Consider the following 16645-nt stretch of genomic DNA (forward strand, 5'->3'; position numbering starts at 1 on the left):
CGCACCGCGCCGATGATCGACCTTGCGACCTCGGCGCGGCGCGCAATCGTGTTTCACGACGGCCTCATTCGCGTGCCATGCCGGCGTCGGAACGCTGCTCAAGCGAGATGAGATGAGATTGAACCGTCATCTCGCCTCAGCTTCTTGTTGACGCATGATCTTTTCGGAAAGCCGCTTCGCACTTTTCCGGATCATGCCTTAGAGGAATCCGATGACCAAGATGAAGCTGCAAATTGCGCATCAGGTGCCCGGCCGGATACGCATGAAGGTTCCGTCGGCGAAGGAAAATCCCGAGCTTCTCGAACAGATCAAGCAGACCTTCAGCGTCATCCCCGGCATCGAGGAAGTGACGATCAACCCGACCACGGGAAGCGTCGTGCTGCACTACGACACCGACCGGCATGACGAATTTCACGGCCGGCTGGAGCATCACACCGGCGGTCACTACAGGCCGCCGACCAACGAGATCGACGCGCTGGCCAACAAGATCGAACAGGAAGCCGAGTACCTCGCCGAGCATTCGCACACGGCCAAGGTCATCGTCGACTTCTTCCGGGATTTCGACCACGGCATCAAGGTCGCCAGCGGCAACGTGATCGATCTGAAGATCGTGCTGGCGGCCGGCATCGCCGGCTTCACCGTGTTCGAGGTTGGCGCCACCGCGGCGACGCCGGTCTGGGTCACGCTGGCCGTGTTTGCACTCAACCACATGATCCAGGCCAACATGGCCGCCGCCGAGCAGGCGGAGCCGGCGCGCGCGACGGCCTGACCCGCCAGGGGTGAGATTGCAACGTCATGGATTTCAGTTTCTGCCATTCCATGCCAGGGCGCATTCGTCTGAGCATCCCCGCGCTCGGGCAGAACCGCAAGCTCGGCGAGGCATGCCTTGGATGGCTGCGGGCGCAGGACGGCATCAGGACCGCGCGGATCAACTACGATTGCGCGAGCCTCGTGCTGGAATACGATCCGGCGCATGAGCAGCGGCTGCTCGCGCTGCTGAGCGGCTTCAAGGCCATGAGCCTGGCGGATTTCAAGGCGCTGTGCGCGCGCGCCGCGCCAACCGCCGATATGCCACGCGCCGGCGCACCGGAGGTCTCGAAGCGCTCACCCCTCACATTGCCGACATTGTCGCTGTTCATGGCGTTCAGCGCCAATCCGGTGATCACGGCGATCAACATGCCGCTGATGCTGTGGAACGCGATCCCGATCGCCAAGCGCGCCTGGAAGGTGTGGGCCAACGAAAGCCGGTTGAACATCGACGTGCTCGATACGCTCGCGATCAGCGCGTCGGTGCTGCAAGGCAATCCGCTGGCGGGCTGCATCGTCACCTGGCTGATCAAGCTCGGCGACTGGATCCGCGACCTGACCGCCGCGGGCTCGCGGAAGGCGATCAACGAGCTGCTCGAGTTCCAGTCGAAGACCGCCTGGGTGTTGCGCGAGGGCGAGGTGGTCTCGATCCCCGCCGCGGAATTGCAGAACGGCGACATCGTCGTGGTGTATCCCGGAGAAATGATTCCGGTCGATGGCGAGATCATCGAAGGCTCCGCCACCATCGACCAGAAGACCATCACCGGCGAGGGGCTGCCGGTGCATCGAAGCAAGGGCGAAGCCGCCTTCGCCGCTACTGTGATCCGCGAAGGCCAGATCACGTTGCGGGCGCTGCGCGTCGGATCGGCCACCACCGCCGGCCAGATCGTGCGGCTGATCGAATCGGCGCCGATCGGCGACACCCGGATGCAGAACCATGCCGAGCGCTTCGCCGACCGGCTGGTGGCCCCGACGCTGGCGCTCGCCACCGGCACCGCCATGGTCTCCGGCGACTTCAACCGCTTCCTCTCGCTGGTGATCGTCGACTACGGCACCGGCATCCGCGTCGCGGCGCCGACCTCGGTGCTGTCCTCGATGACGCTTGCCGCCCGCACCGGCATGATCATCAAGAGCGGCGGCCACATGGAGAAGCTCGCCGGCATCGACACCATGGTGTTCGACAAGACCGGCACGCTCACCCATGGCACGCCGGCGGTCATCGATGTGATCTCGTATCAGAAATACATCACGCCGAACCATCTGCTCGGGCTTGCCGCGGCGGCCGAGACCAAGCTGCAACATCCGGTCGCCGAGGCGTTGCGCAGCCGAGCCCGCCAGCTCGCGGTCAACATCCCGCCGTGCAACGAGACCACCTACCGCCTCGGCCTCGGCGTCGAGGGCCAGGTCAATGGCTATTACGTCCATGTCGGCAACCAGCGCTTCATGCGCCAGAGCGAGATCATCGTCGACGCCGCGGTGCACGACCGCGCCGCGCTCGACGAGCGCGGCTATTCGAGCCTCTACATCGCCGTCGACGGCAAGCTCGCGGGCCTCGTGCCCTACTCCGACGAGATCCGCGAGGAGAGCCGTCCGGTGATCCAGCGCCTGCATGAGCTGGGCGTCAAGAACAGCATCATGCTGACCGGCGACAATGCCGTGGTGGCGCGCGCCGTCTGCAACCGGCTGGGGCTCACCGAGCACTTCGCGGACATGCTGCCGGCCGACAAGGCCGGAATCATCCAGGAGCTGCAACGCCAGGGACGCCGGGTCGCCATGGTCGGCGACGGCATCAACGATTCTCCCGCGCTCAGCTTCGCCGATGTCGGAATCGCGATGAAGCACGGCGCCGAGGTCACGCACGAATCCGCCGACGTCATCCTGATGGAGGATTCGCTGTGGAAGCTCGTCAAGGCCGTCGAGATCTCGCAGGGCGCGGTCCAGCTTATCAAGCAGAACTACGGCATCGTCGCCGCGCTCAACACGCTGGCGCTGGGACTGGCGTTGCCGGGCGGCCTGATCACGCCCGAGGTGACCGCCATCATCAGCAACGGCTCGGCGATCCTGGCGAGCCTCAACGGCATCCGGCCAATTCTCAGGTATCAATGAGCCAGGATGTCACCCAGCTCGTCCTTCTCCCTCCCGGCGATCACGCCGCACTCCAGGCCGCGGTCAAGACGCTGGAAAGCTCCAATCTCGCGGCAAGGATCGCCGACTATGCCGGCGTCCCCGTCAACCGCGTCCTGAACCTGCTGCCGAAGGCCGCCAACCGTCAACTCAGCGGGCTGGTGCGCACGGCGGTGATGAAGGGGCTGGAAGTCGCGGTCGACACGCTCGACGAGAAGCCACCGCCGGCACCCGCGGTCACCTTCTCGTCGTTCCTCGCCGGCGTGACCGGAGGCGTCAGCGGCCTGTTCGGCTTCGGCGCGCTCGCGGTCGAGTTGCCGCTGACGACGACATTGATGCTGCGTGCGATCGCAGAGATCGCACGGCACCAGGGCGAGGATCTCTCCAAGATCGAGGCCAGACTCGCCTGTCTCGAAGTGTTCGCCTACGGCACCAAGCGAACCGACGAGACGATCGACGTCGGCTACTATGCCGCGCGCGCGCTGATCAGCAAATACACCAGCGACGCCGCCGCCTATATTCTGGAGCGCGGCGCGGTCGATGCGTCCGCGCCGGTGATCTCCAATCTGGTCAGCGAAATCGTCTCCCGGTTCGGGCTGGTGGTCTCGGACAAGGCCGCGGCCGGCGCGGTGCCGATCATCGGCGCGGCATTTGGCTCCACCGTCAACGTCATCTTCATGGACCATTTCCAGAAGATCGCGAAGGGCCACTTCACCGTTCGCCGGCTGGAGCGGCTCCACGGCAGCGCCGGCGTTCGGCAACATTATGCGGCGATCGCAGCCCGGCTCGCGCCGCAGCGCGGCGTCGCGACCGCATGAGGCGATCGGCAGCAATTGGACATCGGCGCCGTGCTTCCGCCTGAGGACACCAGACTGCGCGACCTTCGCCGGATGCGCACGCTGGCCACGGGTCTGCTCGTATTCATGCTGCTGGTGTTCCTGGCGACCTCGATGGCGCAGCCGCACTGGCCGTGGCTGGCCTATCCGCGCGCCTTCGCCGAGGCCGGGATGATCGGCGCCTGCGCCGACTGGTTCGCCGTGGTGGCACTGTTCCGTCATCCGCTCGGGATTCCGATTCCGCACACCGCGATCGTTCCGCAGAGCAAGCAACGCATCGCGGTCGCGCTGGGCCGCTTCATCGCCAACAACTTCCTGTCGCCGCGCGTGGTCGGCGATCGCATCCGCGACGTCGACATCGCGGGCTGGGCGGCGCAATGGATCGAGCGGCCGTCGCATGCCCGCAGCGCGGCGCAGCGCACGGTCTCGGCGGTCCACCAGGCGATGCAGACCACGCCGAGCGCCGACCTCAACGCCTTTCTGACCCGCCGCACCCGACAGGGCATCGCGGCGATTCCCGCCGCGCCGCTCGCCTCCCGCGTGCTGTCGCTGTTGTGGGCGCATGGCAATGCGCAGGCGCTGGTCGAGCGCCTGATCAATTCGGCAAGCGTCGCGCTCGCCAACAACAAGGAGACGATCCGCAAGAAGGTCTCGCAGCGCTCCTACCGGTTCGTGCCGAAATGGGTCGACGGCATGGTGGCCGACCGTGTCATATCGGGCGTCAGCCAGACGCTCGACGAGATGCGCGAGCCGGATCATCCCTGGCGCGTCGAGCTCAAGGCCGAGATCGAGCGCCTGATCGACCGGCTCGCCACCGATCCGGAATACCTTGCCAAAGGCGAGGAGCTGAAGCAGCAGATGCTCGACAATCCCGCCGTGATCGGACAGATCGACGCGATGTGGCACGCCATCGAGGTGCGGCTGAATTCCGCGGCGACGTCGGCGGCGATCGCCGACGCGATCGAAACCGCCCTGATGTCGGTCGCCGCGCGGATCCGGGACGATGCCGAGATGCGCGACCGCATCAACCGCTGGCTTCGCGTCGCCGCGCTGCGCGCCGTTGCATCGCGCCGCCAGGAGATCGCGGCCTTCATCCGCAAGGTGGTGGAGAACTGGGACACCGAAACGCTGATCATGCGGATCGAATTGCAGGTCGGGCGCGATTTGCAGTTCATCCGGATCAACGGCACCGTCGTCGGCGGTCTCGTCGGCTTATTGATCTTCTCAGTGTCACGCTGGCTGTAGCGCGTCATGAGATTAGTTTGAAATGGATCGACAGCGGGCTTCACCTCTCCCCAGGGGAGAGGTGAAGCAGTGCGAGGCCGGACCGATTCTATTCAAACTCATCAGGCTTTAAGGCCTGCCCACGATCAGGGAAAGCGAATGCGGAGCAGCGGCAACTGTTCGAGCTTGTCGACCAGCCGAACCACCTGGCTTGCCGCCAGACCGAGGCAGGCGAAAATGAAGTGACGGCGGGTCAGACCACGCTCACGGTCCGCGAATTCGAGACGCTCGAGGCGCGGCTCGAGAGCAGTGGGCGTACGCAGGGCGGGGAGCGTCGTCATGTGCATCAGCCGATCGGAATGCGGATTTCCGGCGCGGCGGTCATCTGCTCGATCGTTCCGTCGAACGACAGGCAGTCCGGATTGTCGCCCGGCATCCCGCGCAGCGTCTCCGCCAGTTGCTCCTGCTCGAGCAGGAACGAGCGGCCGTCGCGCAACCGCGCATAGGCCGCCCAGGGCACGAATTTGGTGAACGGAAACGGGAAGCCCTCGCGCGGCGAGACGTCGATGTTGAGGCCGGAGACGAACAGCACGTTCTTGCCCTGGAACGCCGGCTCGCGCCGGATGCTGCGATAGGTGCGGTCGAACTCGGCCTGGGTGACGTAGCGCGCGGCATCCAATGCCGGGTGCGGCGACGTCACCAGCGCGGGCATCACCGGGCCGAGCGCCGCTTCGAGGATGTCGTGGCCCTCGGGACCCTCGGCCGGCGCGCGGCGGAAGTGAAACAGCTCCGGCGACAGCGCAGCGCCGATCGGCGCTGGCTCCTCGTGGAAACGGCTCTCGCCGAGCCGCTCGCGGATCGCCGGACCGGCGCGAAACAGCTTCGATGTGCTGAGCACCTTGAGCGGCTGAAGCGGCATCTCGACCATCCGGTCGAGCCGGAGGAAGAGCCCTTCGCCACGGCTGTCATCCAGATATTGATTGTCGATCTGGAACGCCGGCTCGCCATCGATCCGGACGCATTGCACCTGCCGGCAGGCATGGGCGTGTTCGTCCTGGTACCAGCGCAACACGCCGCACAGCTTCCCGCAGCAATCGCCGAACCGGCAGCCGTCGGTGCGGTGGCGCTGATAGACACCGAAGCGGCCGTCATCGGGATTGTAGCCGACATGGCTGGCCTGGATCAGCACCAGGTCCTCGCCATGATGGGCATAGGGCCCATGGCGGTTGATCGCGACCTTGCCGCCGACCCGCCCATGGTCGAACGGAAACGTTCCGAAATGCTGGGCCAGCAGCATCACCGGATAGCCCTGGCTCTCGTCGGAGCAGAATGCCCGCGACGGCAGCATGTGCTGGCGCTGGAAGCCAAGCGAACGGCAATAATTGTAGAGCCGCGGAACGAAATGGCCGTAGCGCATGGCAAAACGGCCAACCCGGAAGGTTTCGATCATCCGTCGCTGCCTGACCGGTCCGACATGTCCATGATGCCCGCGAGACAACGGGCCCGCCCCCCGTACCGCTGAAGAACGGTAGAGGCCGTTGTTGACGGTTATGTGAATGCGGGCCGGCGCGTGCCTTACCGGGTCACGCGCTCAGCGCCCCCAACGCAACACGACCGGATCGAGCGTGCGGGCGATCTCGATCAGCCCGGCGCGCGTCGCCGGATGCAACGGCTGCAACGGGTGACGCACCGCGTCCGACTTGATGACGCCGCCCTCGCGCATCAGCACCTTGCAGGCGCTCAGCCCGCATTGCCGGTTCTCGTAATTGATCAGCGGCAGCCAGCGCGCATAGGCCTGGATCGCCTCGTCGCGGCGGCCAGCGAAGAACGGATCCATGATCTGGCGGATGCCGTCGGGGTAGCCGCCGCCGGTCATCGCGCCGGTGGCACCGGCATCGAGATCGGCCATCAGCGTGATCGCCTCCTCGCCGTCCCACGGCCCCTCGATCACGCTGCCGCCCTTCTCGATCAGGCCACGCAGCTTGTTCGCGGCCATCGGCACCTCGATCTTGAAGTACCTGACATTGGCCAGTTCCTTCGCCATCCGCGCCAGGAAATCGACCGACAGCGGCGTGCCGGCAACCGGCGCGTCCTGGATCATGATCGGGATGCCGATCGCGTCGGAGACCACGCGATAGAACTCGTAGATCGCCGGCTCGCCGACGCGGAAGGTCGCGCCGTGATAGGGCGGCATGATCATGACCATTGCCGCACCGGCGGCCTGTGCCTCGCGGCTGCGCGCGGCGCACACCGCCGAGGAGAAATGCGTCGTGGTGACGATGACGGGGATGCGGCCCGCGACGTGCTCGAGCACGGCATGCATCACGGTCTCACGCTCCGCATCGGTCAGCACGAACTGCTCGGAGAAGTTGGCGAGGATGCAGATGCCGTGCGAGCCGGCATCGATCATGAAATCGATGCAGCGCCGCTGTCCGTCGAGGTCGAGATTGCCATTGACGTCGAAGATGGTCGGCGCGACCGGGAAGACGCCGCGATAGGGACGCTGCGCTGAACTCGTCATCTCAAATCCTCCCTCATGATCCGCCGCGGCTTGTTTGGTCACGCGTTGCGGAACGGCAGCGGCGGGCCTTCGAGCCGGCGCAGGCCGGGCTCGCGGCGCTCCAGCCACCAACCATACTGCCTGGGCCAGGATGCGAACACCTCGCCGGCTCCGCCACCCAGCGCAAGCTCGGCATGCAGCGGCCAGTTCGGATCGAACAACGCTTCGCGGCCGATCGCGACCAGATCGGCATGGCCATTGGCCAGCACGTCTTCGGCCTGCTGCGGATGCAGGATCAGGCCGACCGCGATGGTGGCGATCTCGGCGGAACGGCGGATCTCGTCCGCGTAGGGCACCTGAAAGCCATAGCCGCGCGGAATCCGCGCCGCGGTCGCCGAGCCGAGCAGCCCGCCCGACGAGCAATCGATCAGATCAGCGCCGCGCACCTTGGCTTCGCTGGCGAACGCGATCTGATCCTCGAGCGTCAGGCCACCGTCGACACCGTCGACCGAGGAGATCCGCACCGCCAGCGGCCGCTCCGCGGGCCAGGCGGCGCGCACGGTTTCGATGATCTCGAGCGGATAGCGCATCCGTCCGGCGCGGTCGCCGCCATAGGCGTCGCTGCGGTGGTTCGACAGCGGCGAGAGGAATTGGTGCAGCAGATAGCCGTGTGCGCAATGCACCTCGACGAACTCGAAGCCGGCCTCCACCGCGCGCAAGGTGGCGCGCCGCCATTGCTCGCGCAACGCGGCGAGCTCCTCGACATCGAGCGCGTGCGGCATCAGCCAGCCCTGCTCCATCGCGATCGCGCTCGGCGCGACCGTCCGCCACGGCAGATCGCCGCGGGCGTGGTCGGCATCGTCGAGCGCGGCATTGCCATACCACGGACGCTGCATGCTGGCCTTACGGCCGGCATGCGCGAGCTGGATCGTGGGCACTGCACCGTTGTCCTTCAGGAAAGCGGCGATGCGCTCGAGCGGAGCGATCTGCTCGTCGTTCCAGATGCCGACATCGCCATGGGTGATGCGGCCCTCGGCTGCCACCGCCGCGGCCTCGACCATCACGAGCCCGGCGCCGCCCTGGGCAAACTTACCCAGATGAACAAGATGCCAGTCATTGGCGAGGCCATCGGTTGCCGAATACTGGCACATCGGTGAAATCAGGATGCGGTTTCGGGAGGTCACGCCGCGAAGCGTGATCGGCTGAAACAGAAGCGGCTGCGACATCGGAACCTGTGCGAATGTTGTGGCGGGGCGAGATGGCGGCGGGAAAGCTATGCGGCGCGCCCCCGATCGCAAGCGGCGCGGTGGCGCAGGCCGCAAGACCTGCGCGCATGCCGCCGATATGCGATGGCGCGCTCCGCGTAACCCGCAGCGTCTGCCGCAGAAATTTTTCCCGGTTGGTAAATGCTTTCCGTCATGGCCGGGTCACGCGGACAATCGCAATTCGTCGCGGACATGCCTACATTGCGCTCATGAAAAAGATCGGATTCCTCTCCTTCGGGCACTGGACGCCCTCGCCGCAATCGCAGGCCCGCTCGGCCGCCGATGTGCTGTTGCAATCGATCGACCTCGCGGTCGCCGCCGAGGAGCTCGGCGCCGACGGCGCCTATTTCCGGGTCCATCACTTCGCCCGGCAGCTCGCTTCGCCCTTCCCGCTGCTGGCGGCAGTCGGCGCCAGGACCAGCCGCATCGAGATCGGCACCGCCGTGATCGACATGCGCTACGAGAACCCGCTGTACATGATCGAGGATGCCGGCGCGGCCGACCTGATCGCGGGCGGTCGCCTGCAACTCGGCATCAGCCGCGGCTCGCCCGAGCAGGTGATCGATGGCTGGCGCTATTTCGGTTACCAGCCGGGCGAAGGTGAGACCGACGCCGATATGGGCCGGCGTCATGCCCAGATCTTCTTCGACATGCTGCGCGGACAGGGTTTCGCGCAGCCGAATCCGCGGCCGATGTTTCCCAATCCGCCCGGCCTGCTGCGGCTCGAGCCGCTGTCGGAAAGCCTGCGCGAGCGGATCTGGTGGGGCGCCGGATCGAACGCCACCGCGGTCTGGGCAGCGAAGCTCGGGATGAATTTGCAGAGCTCGACGCTGAAGAGCGACGAGACCGGCGAAGCCTTCCACATCCAGCAGGCCGCGCAGATCCGGGCCTACCGTGCCGCCTGGAAGGAGGCCGGCCACACAAGGGAGCCGCGGGTCTCGGTGAGCCGCAGCATCTTCGCGCTGGTCGACGATCGCGATCGCGCCTATTTCGGCAACGGGCAGGAGGAAGACCAGATCGGCTTCATCGACGAGCGGACGCGCGCGATCTTCGGCCGCGGCTACGCCGCCGAGCCCGACAAATTGATCGAGCAGATCAAGACCGACGAGGCGATCGCCGAGGCCGACACGCTGCTGCTGACCGTCCCCAACCAGCTCGGCGTCGCCTACAACGCGCATGTGATCGAGAGCATCTTGACCCATGTCGCGCCGGCGATGGGGTGGCGCTGAATCGACACCGGCAGCAGCGCGACCGTTCCGCCGGAACTTTGTTCGCAAACGCGGAGAACTACGGAAACACAACGGCACGTTATGTGAAGAACAGGTCGGGTACCGTTCGCAAAACGGGGACGTTGCGTGAACAGATCGCCGTAGTCTCCCGGAGCGGCGACGCAAGCCGACCGGTTAGCGCTCCCGCCTGTAACGGCGCGGCGAGGCTGGCGCATAATAAGGATTGACCAGACAGGTCGCCGGAAGTCCCACAGCTCCGGCCTGGCACTGATCGAGCGACGTGAAGTTGCAATCCATTCGTTCGCCGATCAGCACGCCGTAAACATGCATACAGACCGGGTAGCGCGGATCATACGTTTGTGCAGATGCCGGGGTGGCCATCCAGAGCGCGCCCAGCGCCAGCAACAACACTCCAAGCCACTTCACGTCCGGTCTCCCGCGTCACCTATGCCGCCCCAGTTCGCGGAGCGGTCGTCTCGCCGACAAAACTGCCTCGCGAATGGGCCTGAAGATTGGAGCGGGCGAAGGGAATCGAACCCTCGTATGCAGCTTGGGAAGCTGCCGTTCTACCATTGAACTACGCCCGCAAAACCAATGCTTTAGCGGCACAATCCGTCCGTCGACAGCGGCCGCGTGCTTAAGGTGTACCGCGTGAGGTCTGCGAAATCTAGCCCCCACCGCCGCGGCGCGCGCCGGTTAGCGTTGATCGACAAGACGCGGGGACGATCCCTTGGGCGCGTCGGGCAACTGCCTCATCAGGCCCGCCCGTGAAACGTATCGTCATGAGCATAGATCGTCGGACAGTTCTCCCACTGTGCCAATTCCTCGGCGTGCGCCAGCGCCTCCGCGAAAGAGCACGGCTGTTCGCCCTGCATCGAGATGATCGGATCAAACCTTCTCAGGTAGATTCCTGGGTCCGAGCCCCACCCGTCCGGGCTGAAATGGGCGGCCTTGGACCGGTCGGTCGACCGCACAGGCTGGGGTCGGGGCGGCACATTTTGGAATACGCAGCTAATCGGCTGGCCGTGAATTGTAACACTTATGACGACGTAAAAATGATGAGAACCGATCCGCGCCCGGAGATCGCGAATAGCGTCATCTGAGAAAAGCGCAGCGTCTTCCCACGCAGCTCGCCACGCGGAGAAAATCGAAGCATCGATCGGCTCGACCTTGGCCATCTTGCTCCAGCCTCGCTAGCCGCTCGTCATTCTAATCTGTCTGGGAACAGCCAGCAAACAGTCCCATATCGCCAATCGACCTGTCAGCGGCATGGGCCACACCGCAACGTCGGCGGTCTGAATCAGCGTGATCGCACTACTTGCCGGTAGGGCCGGCCTGCCACACGCTCGGGCAAGACGACGACCCACCGCATTCATCACACCTTAGTGCCCCATGCGCACGAGCACGTCGTTGATCACAAACGGCGCCCCGACAGATGCGTCGCAACTGCCGCTGCGCGCATAGATGCAGGCGTCGCCGATGCCGACATGGGTACAGCTCTGCCGTGAGAAATCCGCCGGCAGATCGCCGGCCGCCGCGGGCCGGGCGATGATGCGATTGAAGGCCGGGCTGGTCGCCTGCAACAACGGCGGCAATATCAGCTCGGCGAGCGGGTCGGCGGGCGCGAGCACATAGAGCGGCACCGATCCGACCAGCCGGTCGCGCCCCGGCAGCAACTGAAAGCGCACGTTGTAGAGCGCGAGGCCGCACATCTGCGGATCATGGCGCAGCTCGGCGGCGAGTTGCGACGCGCCGACACCACGGGTCCAGTAGTCGCGCATCGCTTCGCTGGCACCGGCGAGCGCCACCGAGAGCAAGGCCCAGCCGGCCGTGACGACCGGCAGCGCCCAGCGGCGCCATCCGGGTTTGGCACGGAGCGATTGGACCCAATCGGCCGACCCCAGTGCAGCAACCAGAATGAGCAACACCACCGAGAGGAAGACGAAGCGGTATTCCTTGTGCGCGATCAGGCTGTGGAAGGCGAGGTTCACCAGCGCCACGGCGAGCAGCAGCGGCGCGTGCCGCCAGCCGCGCCAGATCGCGACGATCGGCAGCATGATTGCCGCCGACCAGACCACCAGGAAGTTGCCGAGATAGGCCGATGGCGGCGTCACGCCGAAGTCGGCAGCGCGATCGTGCAGCAGGTTCTCCTCGATATTCCCGACCAGCCAGGCAAACGGCACCACACCATGCGCGAGGTCGATCACGGCCGCCAGCAACAGCGCGGCGAGCCCGCCGGCGACCAGCGGCAACAGGTTTCGCCAGCGCGGCCAGCAGGCGCCGAGCGCGAGCACGGCGATCGCCGACGCATATTGAAAGCGGCAGACAAAGGCGAAGGCGAGCAACGCGCCGCCGATCGCGAGACGCCGCGGCGATGGACCGTTGGTTACCAGCAGCGCCGCGGGCACGATCAGCGCCGTCGCCAGCGGCTCGCCCAATGTGTGTGGCGCGAGCAGGACCAGTTCGAACCAGACCGCGGCGACGAAGGCCGCGACGATGGCGTGGACGCGCGAGATCCGCGCGCCAAGGAACCAGGCGCTGACCACGATCGACAATGACGCGGATGCGACCACCAGCCGCGCCGCCAGGAAGGCGCCGGTGCCACCGGGCGCAACCGCATCACCGATCGCGACCGGTCCGGCCAGCAATGTCGGCAACAGCCAGCCGCGGATGCCCGTACGCCATTCCCACGTCAGGATGCTGTCGTGACCGAGCATCTGCCGCGCCGGCTCGAGATACTGAAAGATCTCGTCGGGATACATCACATTGGGCCAGACGGCGGCGGCAAGCCGGACGCCCAGCGCCAGCAGCAGCAATGCGAACAGCGGATGAGACCACCCCGTCGCCCTGCCGACCGTGCCGGCACTGCCGGGCGCGGCCGTGGCGCTCGTGCTCGTCATCGTTCCGCCGATCGTATCGTGGAGCAGCATGCTGGCGACCAGATAGCGGGCAAAGCCTTTAAGATGAATGACTGCGGCCTGGCTGGACCGAACTCAGCCCGGCCACGACATGCTTAACCGAACGTCAAGATTCCGGATGCGCGGAACTGCGGGAATGTTATGATCGTGTGGGGGTTGGTGGCGTCATGGCGGGGCGTGGGTACACCATTTTCGACACGGCAATCGGCCGATGCGGCATCGCATGGGGCGAGTTTGGCGTTGCCGGCGTCCAGCTCCCCGAACTGCGCGAGATCGACACCCGCAAGCGCCTGTTCCAGCTCTATCCCGACGCGCGCGAGACGCGGCCGCCGGAGGAGATCGCTTTCGCGATCGAGGGGATCGCGGCGACCCTGCGCGGCGGCGATGGCGACCTTGCCGGCGTTGCGCTCGACATGACCGGCATTCCAGCGTTCAACCAGCGCGTCTACCAGGCCGTCCGCGCCGTTCCCCGCGGCGAGACGTGGACCTATGACGAGGTCGCGCGTGCGCTGCGCGCATCCGGGGCGGTGTATTCGGTGGCGCAGGCGCTCGGCCGCAATCCGTTCATGATCATCGTCCCTTGCCACCGCGTGCTGGAGACGGGCCATTATGCCGACCGGATTTCGCCGAATGGCGGCAGCGTCTCGAAGCGGCGGCTGCTCTCGATCGAAGGCGGCCAGCCGACCACCAGCAAGACGCTGTTCGACGTGCTGCTGCCAGTTGCAAGGCCCCGACCCCAAGCCTAGATCTGGGGCATGAACCGGACCACGCTGTTGCGGCGCGATCGCATCACGGTGAACGAGTTTCGCTGCACGGCGGAGCCCGGCGACAGGCCGTTCGCCGAGCAATTCGCCTGCCATTCCGTATCCTATGTGCGCAGCGGCAGCTTCGGCTGCCATTGCCGCGGCCGCTTCCATGAGCTGGTGGCGGGCTCGATCCTGGTCGGCCATCCCGGCGACGAATACACCTGCACGCACGACCATGTGGTCGGCGACGAATGCCTGTCGTTCTTCCTCGACCCCGAGCTGGTCGAGGCGATCGGCGACCGCGCGGAGGTCTGGCAGGTCGGCTCGGTGCCGCCGCTGCCGGAATTGATGGTGATCGGCGAGCTCGCCCAGACGGCGGCAGCGGGCAACAGCGATGTCGGCCTCGACGAGATCGGTCACATCCTCGCCAGCCGCCTCGTCGAGCTGGTGTCCGACCGCAAGGCAAAGCCGCTCACCGCAGGCTTGCGCGATCGCCGCCGCGCCGTCGAGGCCGCGCTGTGGATCGACGCCCATTCGCAGCATCAGATCGATCTCGACGATGCCGCCGAGCAGGTGGGCCTAAGCACGTTCCACTTCCTGCGGCTGTTCTCCGCCGTGCTCGGCGTCACCCCGCATCAATATCTGGTGCGCTCGCGGCTGCGCCATGCGGCGCGACGGCTGGTCGACGACGACAGCCCGATCACCGACATCGCCTATGATGTCGGCTTCGGCGACCTCTCCAATTTCGTGCGCAGCTTCCACCGCGCCGCCGGGGCCTCGCCGCTCAAGTTCCGCCAGGCCTCCCGCGGCGACCGCAAGATTCTCCAAGAACGGCTTGCGCTGCAATAGCAGGGTTGCTCCGGTCCGCGCGTCACCGACGCGCCCAACGACTGGAGATCCCACCATGTACGATCACATCGGATTGCGCGTCGCCGACCTCGACGCCAGCGTGCGTTTCTACACCGCGGTGCTGGCGCCGCTCGGCTTCGTGCTGTGCTCGCGCGACGACAGCGGCGCCGGCTTCGGCCCGAAGGGCGAGCCCGCGCTCTGGCTGCATCTGCACAAGGGCAAGGCGCAAGGCGGCGCGCACATCGCGTTCCGCGCACCGAGCCACGCGGCGATCAAGGCGTTCCACGGCGCAGGCCTGAAGGCCGGCGGCAAGGACAATGGCGCGGCCGGCCATCGCAAGGACTACAGCCCGACCTACTACGCGGCCTTCCTGCTCGACCCCGACGGCAACAATGTCGAGGCGGTGTCGACGTAAGCGCTTGCCACAATCTCCGCCGTCATTGCGCGCAGAGCGAAGCAATCCATAGCACCGCATGCGGGGAAGCAGGGATTGCTTCGTCGCCCTGCTCCTCGCAATGACGCCTTACAATCGGAGGATCACAATCCAGTGGCCGCAGCGCCGCTCAACAACAAACGGTTGGGGTCATGGGTCCTGGCTTTCGCCAGGACGCCGCCGAATACAATCACATTCTCTCGGGATGACGGTGTGGGAGCCGGGGATAACAGCGCAGAGCCCTACGACAACGCCGGCTGCGCTGCGGCGAGCGGCGCGGACTTGCCCCAGCGCGTCAGGATCACGCTGAGGCAGGACAGCACGCCGAGCACGCCCATCGAGGCGGCGGCGAGTGTGAAGAAGTCTTGCGCACTGGCGTCATGCGTCGACAGCCACCAGCCGCCGGTGCCGATGAAGATCAGCCGCGCGGTCTGCGCCAGCACCGGCCCTAGCACCTTGGCGGCGCCCTGCGAGGAGAAATACATCGACATCGCAAGGCCGATGAAGGCGTACATCGGCGCGGCGGTCGAGAGATATTGGTGGCTGGTCGCCCGCACATGCGGATCGCTGGTGAACAGATTGACCCAGAGGTCGGGGAATACGGCGATGAAGCTGCCGACCACGCCGACCGAAAGGAACGACACCGTGCCCGCGGTCCAGGCGATGCGCCGCGCACGCGCGACGCGCTCGGCGCCGACCGCCATGCCGATCATCGGCACCGAGGCGATGCCGACCGCGAACGCAACCGAGGTCAGCATGAATTCGAGCCGCGCGCCGATGCCGTAGCCGGCGAGCACCGCGGTGCCGAACTGCGCCAGCATGTGGGTGAAGATCGAGATCGTCAGCACCGATTGCAGCGGCGAGAAGCAGGAGACCGCACCGACCTTGAGAATGTCGATGAACATCACCCATTGTACGCGCAGCCCCTTCAACTTCGGCTTGACGCGGGCGCGGCCGGAGAACAGGTACCAGCCCATCACGCTGATGCTGATCGAATAGGCAATCAGGGAGCCGGCGGCGACGCCGCGCATGCCGAATTGCGGCACCGGCCCGAGGCCGAGCCCGAGCGTGCCGCCGAGCATGATCTGCCACACCGCCGACGACAGGATCATGGTCGACGGCAGCTTCATGTTGCCGGTGCCGCGCAGGATGCCGGCCATCGTGTTCATCAGCCAGGGCAGGATCGCGCCGCCGAAGAAGATCTGCGAATAGGCGATCGCCTGCGCCAGCACATTGCCGCGGCCGCCGAGCAGTTCGAGCAGGCGCGGGCCGAAGATCAGCATGCCGAGCATGAAGGTCAAACCAAACGTCAGGCCGATCAGCAGCGCATGCATCGCCAAGGTCGAGGCGCGCTCGATCTCGCCGGCGCCGAGCGCGCGCGCGATCGCGGATGCGACGCCGCCGCCCATCGCGCCGCCGGACATCGTCATGGTCAGGATCACGCAGGGAAACACCAGCGCCATCGCCGCGAGCGACTCGACGCCGAGCCGGCCGATATAGGAGGTCTCCGCGATCACGACGCAGGTGCCGGCGGAGAGCGCGATCACGTTCGGCCATGCCAGCCACACCAGCGTGCGCAGGATCGGCCCGTCGAGCAGCGCGTTGCGCGCCGGCTTCGTGACCGGCGGCGGCAGCGGCCGCTCTTGTTCGTCGACAGGTATTTCGGCGAGGCCGAGATCGGACATTTCTGCTCCCGAGCGCGTCGTTCGGAAGC

16 protein-coding genes and 1 tRNA gene are annotated in these 16645 nt (G+C 66.2%); 8 read left to right on the forward strand and 9 right to left on the reverse strand.

The window, feature by feature from the left end:
- Nucleotides 1–211 precede the first annotated feature (211 nt).
- Genes CWS35_RS02755 through CWS35_RS02770 form a run of 4 tightly spaced genes read left to right on the forward strand, consistent with a single transcriptional unit; the run spans nt 212 to nt 5012 of the window.
- The gene (locus CWS35_RS02755; RefSeq protein ID WP_100950634.1) at nt 212–769 is read left to right on the forward strand and encodes an HMA2 domain-containing protein; all 558 of its coding nucleotides are present in this window, start codon (nt 212–214) and stop codon (nt 767–769) included.
- 26 nt (nt 770–795) lie between these two features.
- A complete protein-coding gene (locus tag CWS35_RS02760) occupies nt 796–2913 on the forward strand; it encodes a heavy metal translocating P-type ATPase (protein ID WP_100950636.1) in 2118 nt (705 codons plus the stop codon).
- Nucleotides 2910–3749, forward strand: coding sequence for an EcsC family protein (locus CWS35_RS02765; protein ID WP_100950638.1), 840 nt, complete (start codon nt 2910–2912; stop codon nt 3747–3749). Before CWS35_RS02760 ends, CWS35_RS02765 begins: the two co-directional genes overlap by 4 nt.
- Nucleotides 3750–3779: 30 nt before the next feature.
- Nucleotides 3780–5012, forward strand: coding sequence for a DUF445 domain-containing protein (locus CWS35_RS02770; protein WP_157817063.1), 1233 nt, complete (start codon nt 3780–3782; stop codon nt 5010–5012).
- Nucleotides 5013–5137: 125 nt separating this feature from the next.
- On the opposite strand, the gene CWS35_RS02775 is transcribed toward CWS35_RS02770, so the two are convergent.
- The 4 genes from CWS35_RS02775 to CWS35_RS02790 form a co-directional block, all read right to left on the reverse strand.
- Complete coding sequence (locus CWS35_RS02775) at nt 5138–5338, reverse strand: hypothetical protein (RefSeq protein WP_024581753.1); 201 nt, start codon at nt 5336–5338, stop codon at nt 5138–5140.
- Nucleotides 5338–6441, reverse strand: coding sequence for a hypothetical protein (locus CWS35_RS02780; protein WP_100950642.1), 1104 nt, complete (start codon nt 6439–6441; stop codon nt 5338–5340). Before CWS35_RS02780 ends, CWS35_RS02775 begins: the two co-directional genes overlap by 1 nt.
- A gap of 141 nt (nt 6442–6582) precedes the next feature.
- Nucleotides 6583–7512 (reverse strand): dihydrodipicolinate synthase family protein, encoded by a 930-nt coding sequence (locus tag CWS35_RS02785; RefSeq protein ID WP_100950643.1) that lies wholly within the window; start codon nt 7510–7512, stop codon nt 6583–6585.
- Nucleotides 7513–7550: 38 nt separating this feature from the next.
- A complete protein-coding gene (locus tag CWS35_RS02790) occupies nt 7551–8717 on the reverse strand; it encodes an NADH:flavin oxidoreductase/NADH oxidase (RefSeq protein ID WP_100950645.1) in 1167 nt (388 codons plus the stop codon).
- Between the two features lie 248 nt (nt 8718–8965).
- Between CWS35_RS02790 and CWS35_RS02795 the strand changes: the two genes are divergently transcribed.
- Entirely contained in the window at nt 8966–9985 is a 1020-nt protein-coding gene (locus CWS35_RS02795; RefSeq protein WP_100950647.1) for an LLM class flavin-dependent oxidoreductase, read from the forward strand.
- 174 nt (nt 9986–10159) lie between these two features.
- Here the strand turns inward: CWS35_RS02795 and CWS35_RS02800 are convergent, their stop codons facing one another.
- The 4 genes from CWS35_RS02800 to CWS35_RS02815 form a co-directional block, all read right to left on the reverse strand.
- Nucleotides 10160–10366: a DUF3551 domain-containing protein gene (locus CWS35_RS02800; RefSeq protein ID WP_371682857.1), complete on the reverse strand. Its 207-nt coding sequence runs from the start codon at nt 10364–10366 to the stop codon at nt 10160–10162.
- Between the two features lie 132 nt (nt 10367–10498).
- A tRNA-Gly gene (locus CWS35_RS02805) sits at nt 10499–10572 on the reverse strand.
- A gap of 168 nt (nt 10573–10740) precedes the next feature.
- On the reverse strand, nt 10741–11163 hold the full coding sequence (locus CWS35_RS02810; protein ID WP_024581747.1) for a hypothetical protein: 423 nt from the start codon (nt 11161–11163) through the stop codon (nt 10741–10743).
- Nucleotides 11164–11367: 204 nt separating this feature from the next.
- A complete protein-coding gene (locus tag CWS35_RS02815; RefSeq protein ID WP_245438849.1) occupies nt 11368–12885 on the reverse strand; it encodes a 4-amino-4-deoxy-L-arabinose transferase in 1518 nt (505 codons plus the stop codon).
- A gap of 185 nt (nt 12886–13070) precedes the next feature.
- Here CWS35_RS02815 and CWS35_RS02820 point away from each other — a divergent pair, with 185 nt between their 5' ends.
- Genes CWS35_RS02820 through CWS35_RS02830 form a run of 3 tightly spaced genes read left to right on the forward strand, consistent with a single transcriptional unit; the run spans nt 13071 to nt 14913 of the window.
- Nucleotides 13071–13649, forward strand: coding sequence for a methylated-DNA--[protein]-cysteine S-methyltransferase (locus CWS35_RS02820; protein WP_100950653.1), 579 nt, complete (start codon nt 13071–13073; stop codon nt 13647–13649).
- A gap of 9 nt (nt 13650–13658) precedes the next feature.
- Nucleotides 13659–14498, forward strand: coding sequence for an AraC family transcriptional regulator (locus CWS35_RS02825; protein WP_100950655.1), 840 nt, complete (start codon nt 13659–13661; stop codon nt 14496–14498).
- 55 nt (nt 14499–14553) lie between these two features.
- On the forward strand, nt 14554–14913 hold the full coding sequence (locus tag CWS35_RS02830) for a VOC family protein (protein WP_100950657.1): 360 nt from the start codon (nt 14554–14556) through the stop codon (nt 14911–14913).
- A 260-nt stretch (nt 14914–15173) separates the two neighbouring features.
- Here CWS35_RS02830 and CWS35_RS02835 read toward each other — a convergent pair whose 3' ends face one another.
- A complete protein-coding gene (locus tag CWS35_RS02835; protein WP_100950659.1) occupies nt 15174–16616 on the reverse strand; it encodes an MATE family efflux transporter in 1443 nt (480 codons plus the stop codon).
- Nucleotides 16617–16645 lie beyond the last annotated feature (29 nt).

This window comes from Bradyrhizobium sp. SK17 (genome assembly GCF_002831585.1).
In the GTDB taxonomy this organism is placed as follows: Bacteria; Pseudomonadota; Alphaproteobacteria; order Rhizobiales; family Xanthobacteraceae; genus Bradyrhizobium.

Bases quoted from the DNA above. Each gene is read 5' to 3' on its own strand.
- CWS35_RS02775 (WP_024581753.1), bottom strand. From the start codon at position 5,338: ATGCACATGACGACGCTCCCCGCCCTGCGTACGCCCACTGCTCTCGAG.
- CWS35_RS02825 (WP_100950655.1), top strand. From the start codon at position 13,659: ATGAACCGGACCACGCTGTTGCGGCGCGATCGCATCACGGTGAACGAG.
- CWS35_RS02795 (WP_100950647.1), top strand. From the start codon at position 8,966: ATGAAAAAGATCGGATTCCTCTCCTTCGGGCACTGGACGCCCTCGCCG.
- CWS35_RS02765 (WP_100950638.1), top strand. From the start codon at position 2,910: ATGAGCCAGGATGTCACCCAGCTCGTCCTTCTCCCTCCCGGCGATCAC.
- CWS35_RS02800 (WP_371682857.1), bottom strand. From the start codon at position 10,366: ATGGCCACCCCGGCATCTGCACAAACGTATGATCCGCGCTACCCGGTC.
- CWS35_RS02790 (WP_100950645.1), bottom strand. From the start codon at position 8,717: ATGTCGCAGCCGCTTCTGTTTCAGCCGATCACGCTTCGCGGCGTGACC.
- CWS35_RS02760 (WP_100950636.1), top strand. From the start codon at position 796: ATGGATTTCAGTTTCTGCCATTCCATGCCAGGGCGCATTCGTCTGAGC.
- CWS35_RS02820 (WP_100950653.1), top strand. From the start codon at position 13,071: ATGGCGGGGCGTGGGTACACCATTTTCGACACGGCAATCGGCCGATGC.
- CWS35_RS02785 (WP_100950643.1), bottom strand. From the start codon at position 7,512: ATGACGAGTTCAGCGCAGCGTCCCTATCGCGGCGTCTTCCCGGTCGCG.
- CWS35_RS02835 (WP_100950659.1), bottom strand. From the start codon at position 16,616: ATGTCCGATCTCGGCCTCGCCGAAATACCTGTCGACGAACAAGAGCGG.
- CWS35_RS02755 (WP_100950634.1), top strand. From the start codon at position 212: ATGACCAAGATGAAGCTGCAAATTGCGCATCAGGTGCCCGGCCGGATA.
- CWS35_RS02830 (WP_100950657.1), top strand. From the start codon at position 14,554: ATGTACGATCACATCGGATTGCGCGTCGCCGACCTCGACGCCAGCGTG.
- CWS35_RS02780 (WP_100950642.1), bottom strand. From the start codon at position 6,441: ATGATCGAAACCTTCCGGGTTGGCCGTTTTGCCATGCGCTACGGCCAT.
- CWS35_RS02810 (WP_024581747.1), bottom strand. From the start codon at position 11,163: ATGGCCAAGGTCGAGCCGATCGATGCTTCGATTTTCTCCGCGTGGCGA.
- CWS35_RS02815 (WP_245438849.1), bottom strand. From the start codon at position 12,885: ATGACGAGCACGAGCGCCACGGCCGCGCCCGGCAGTGCCGGCACGGTC.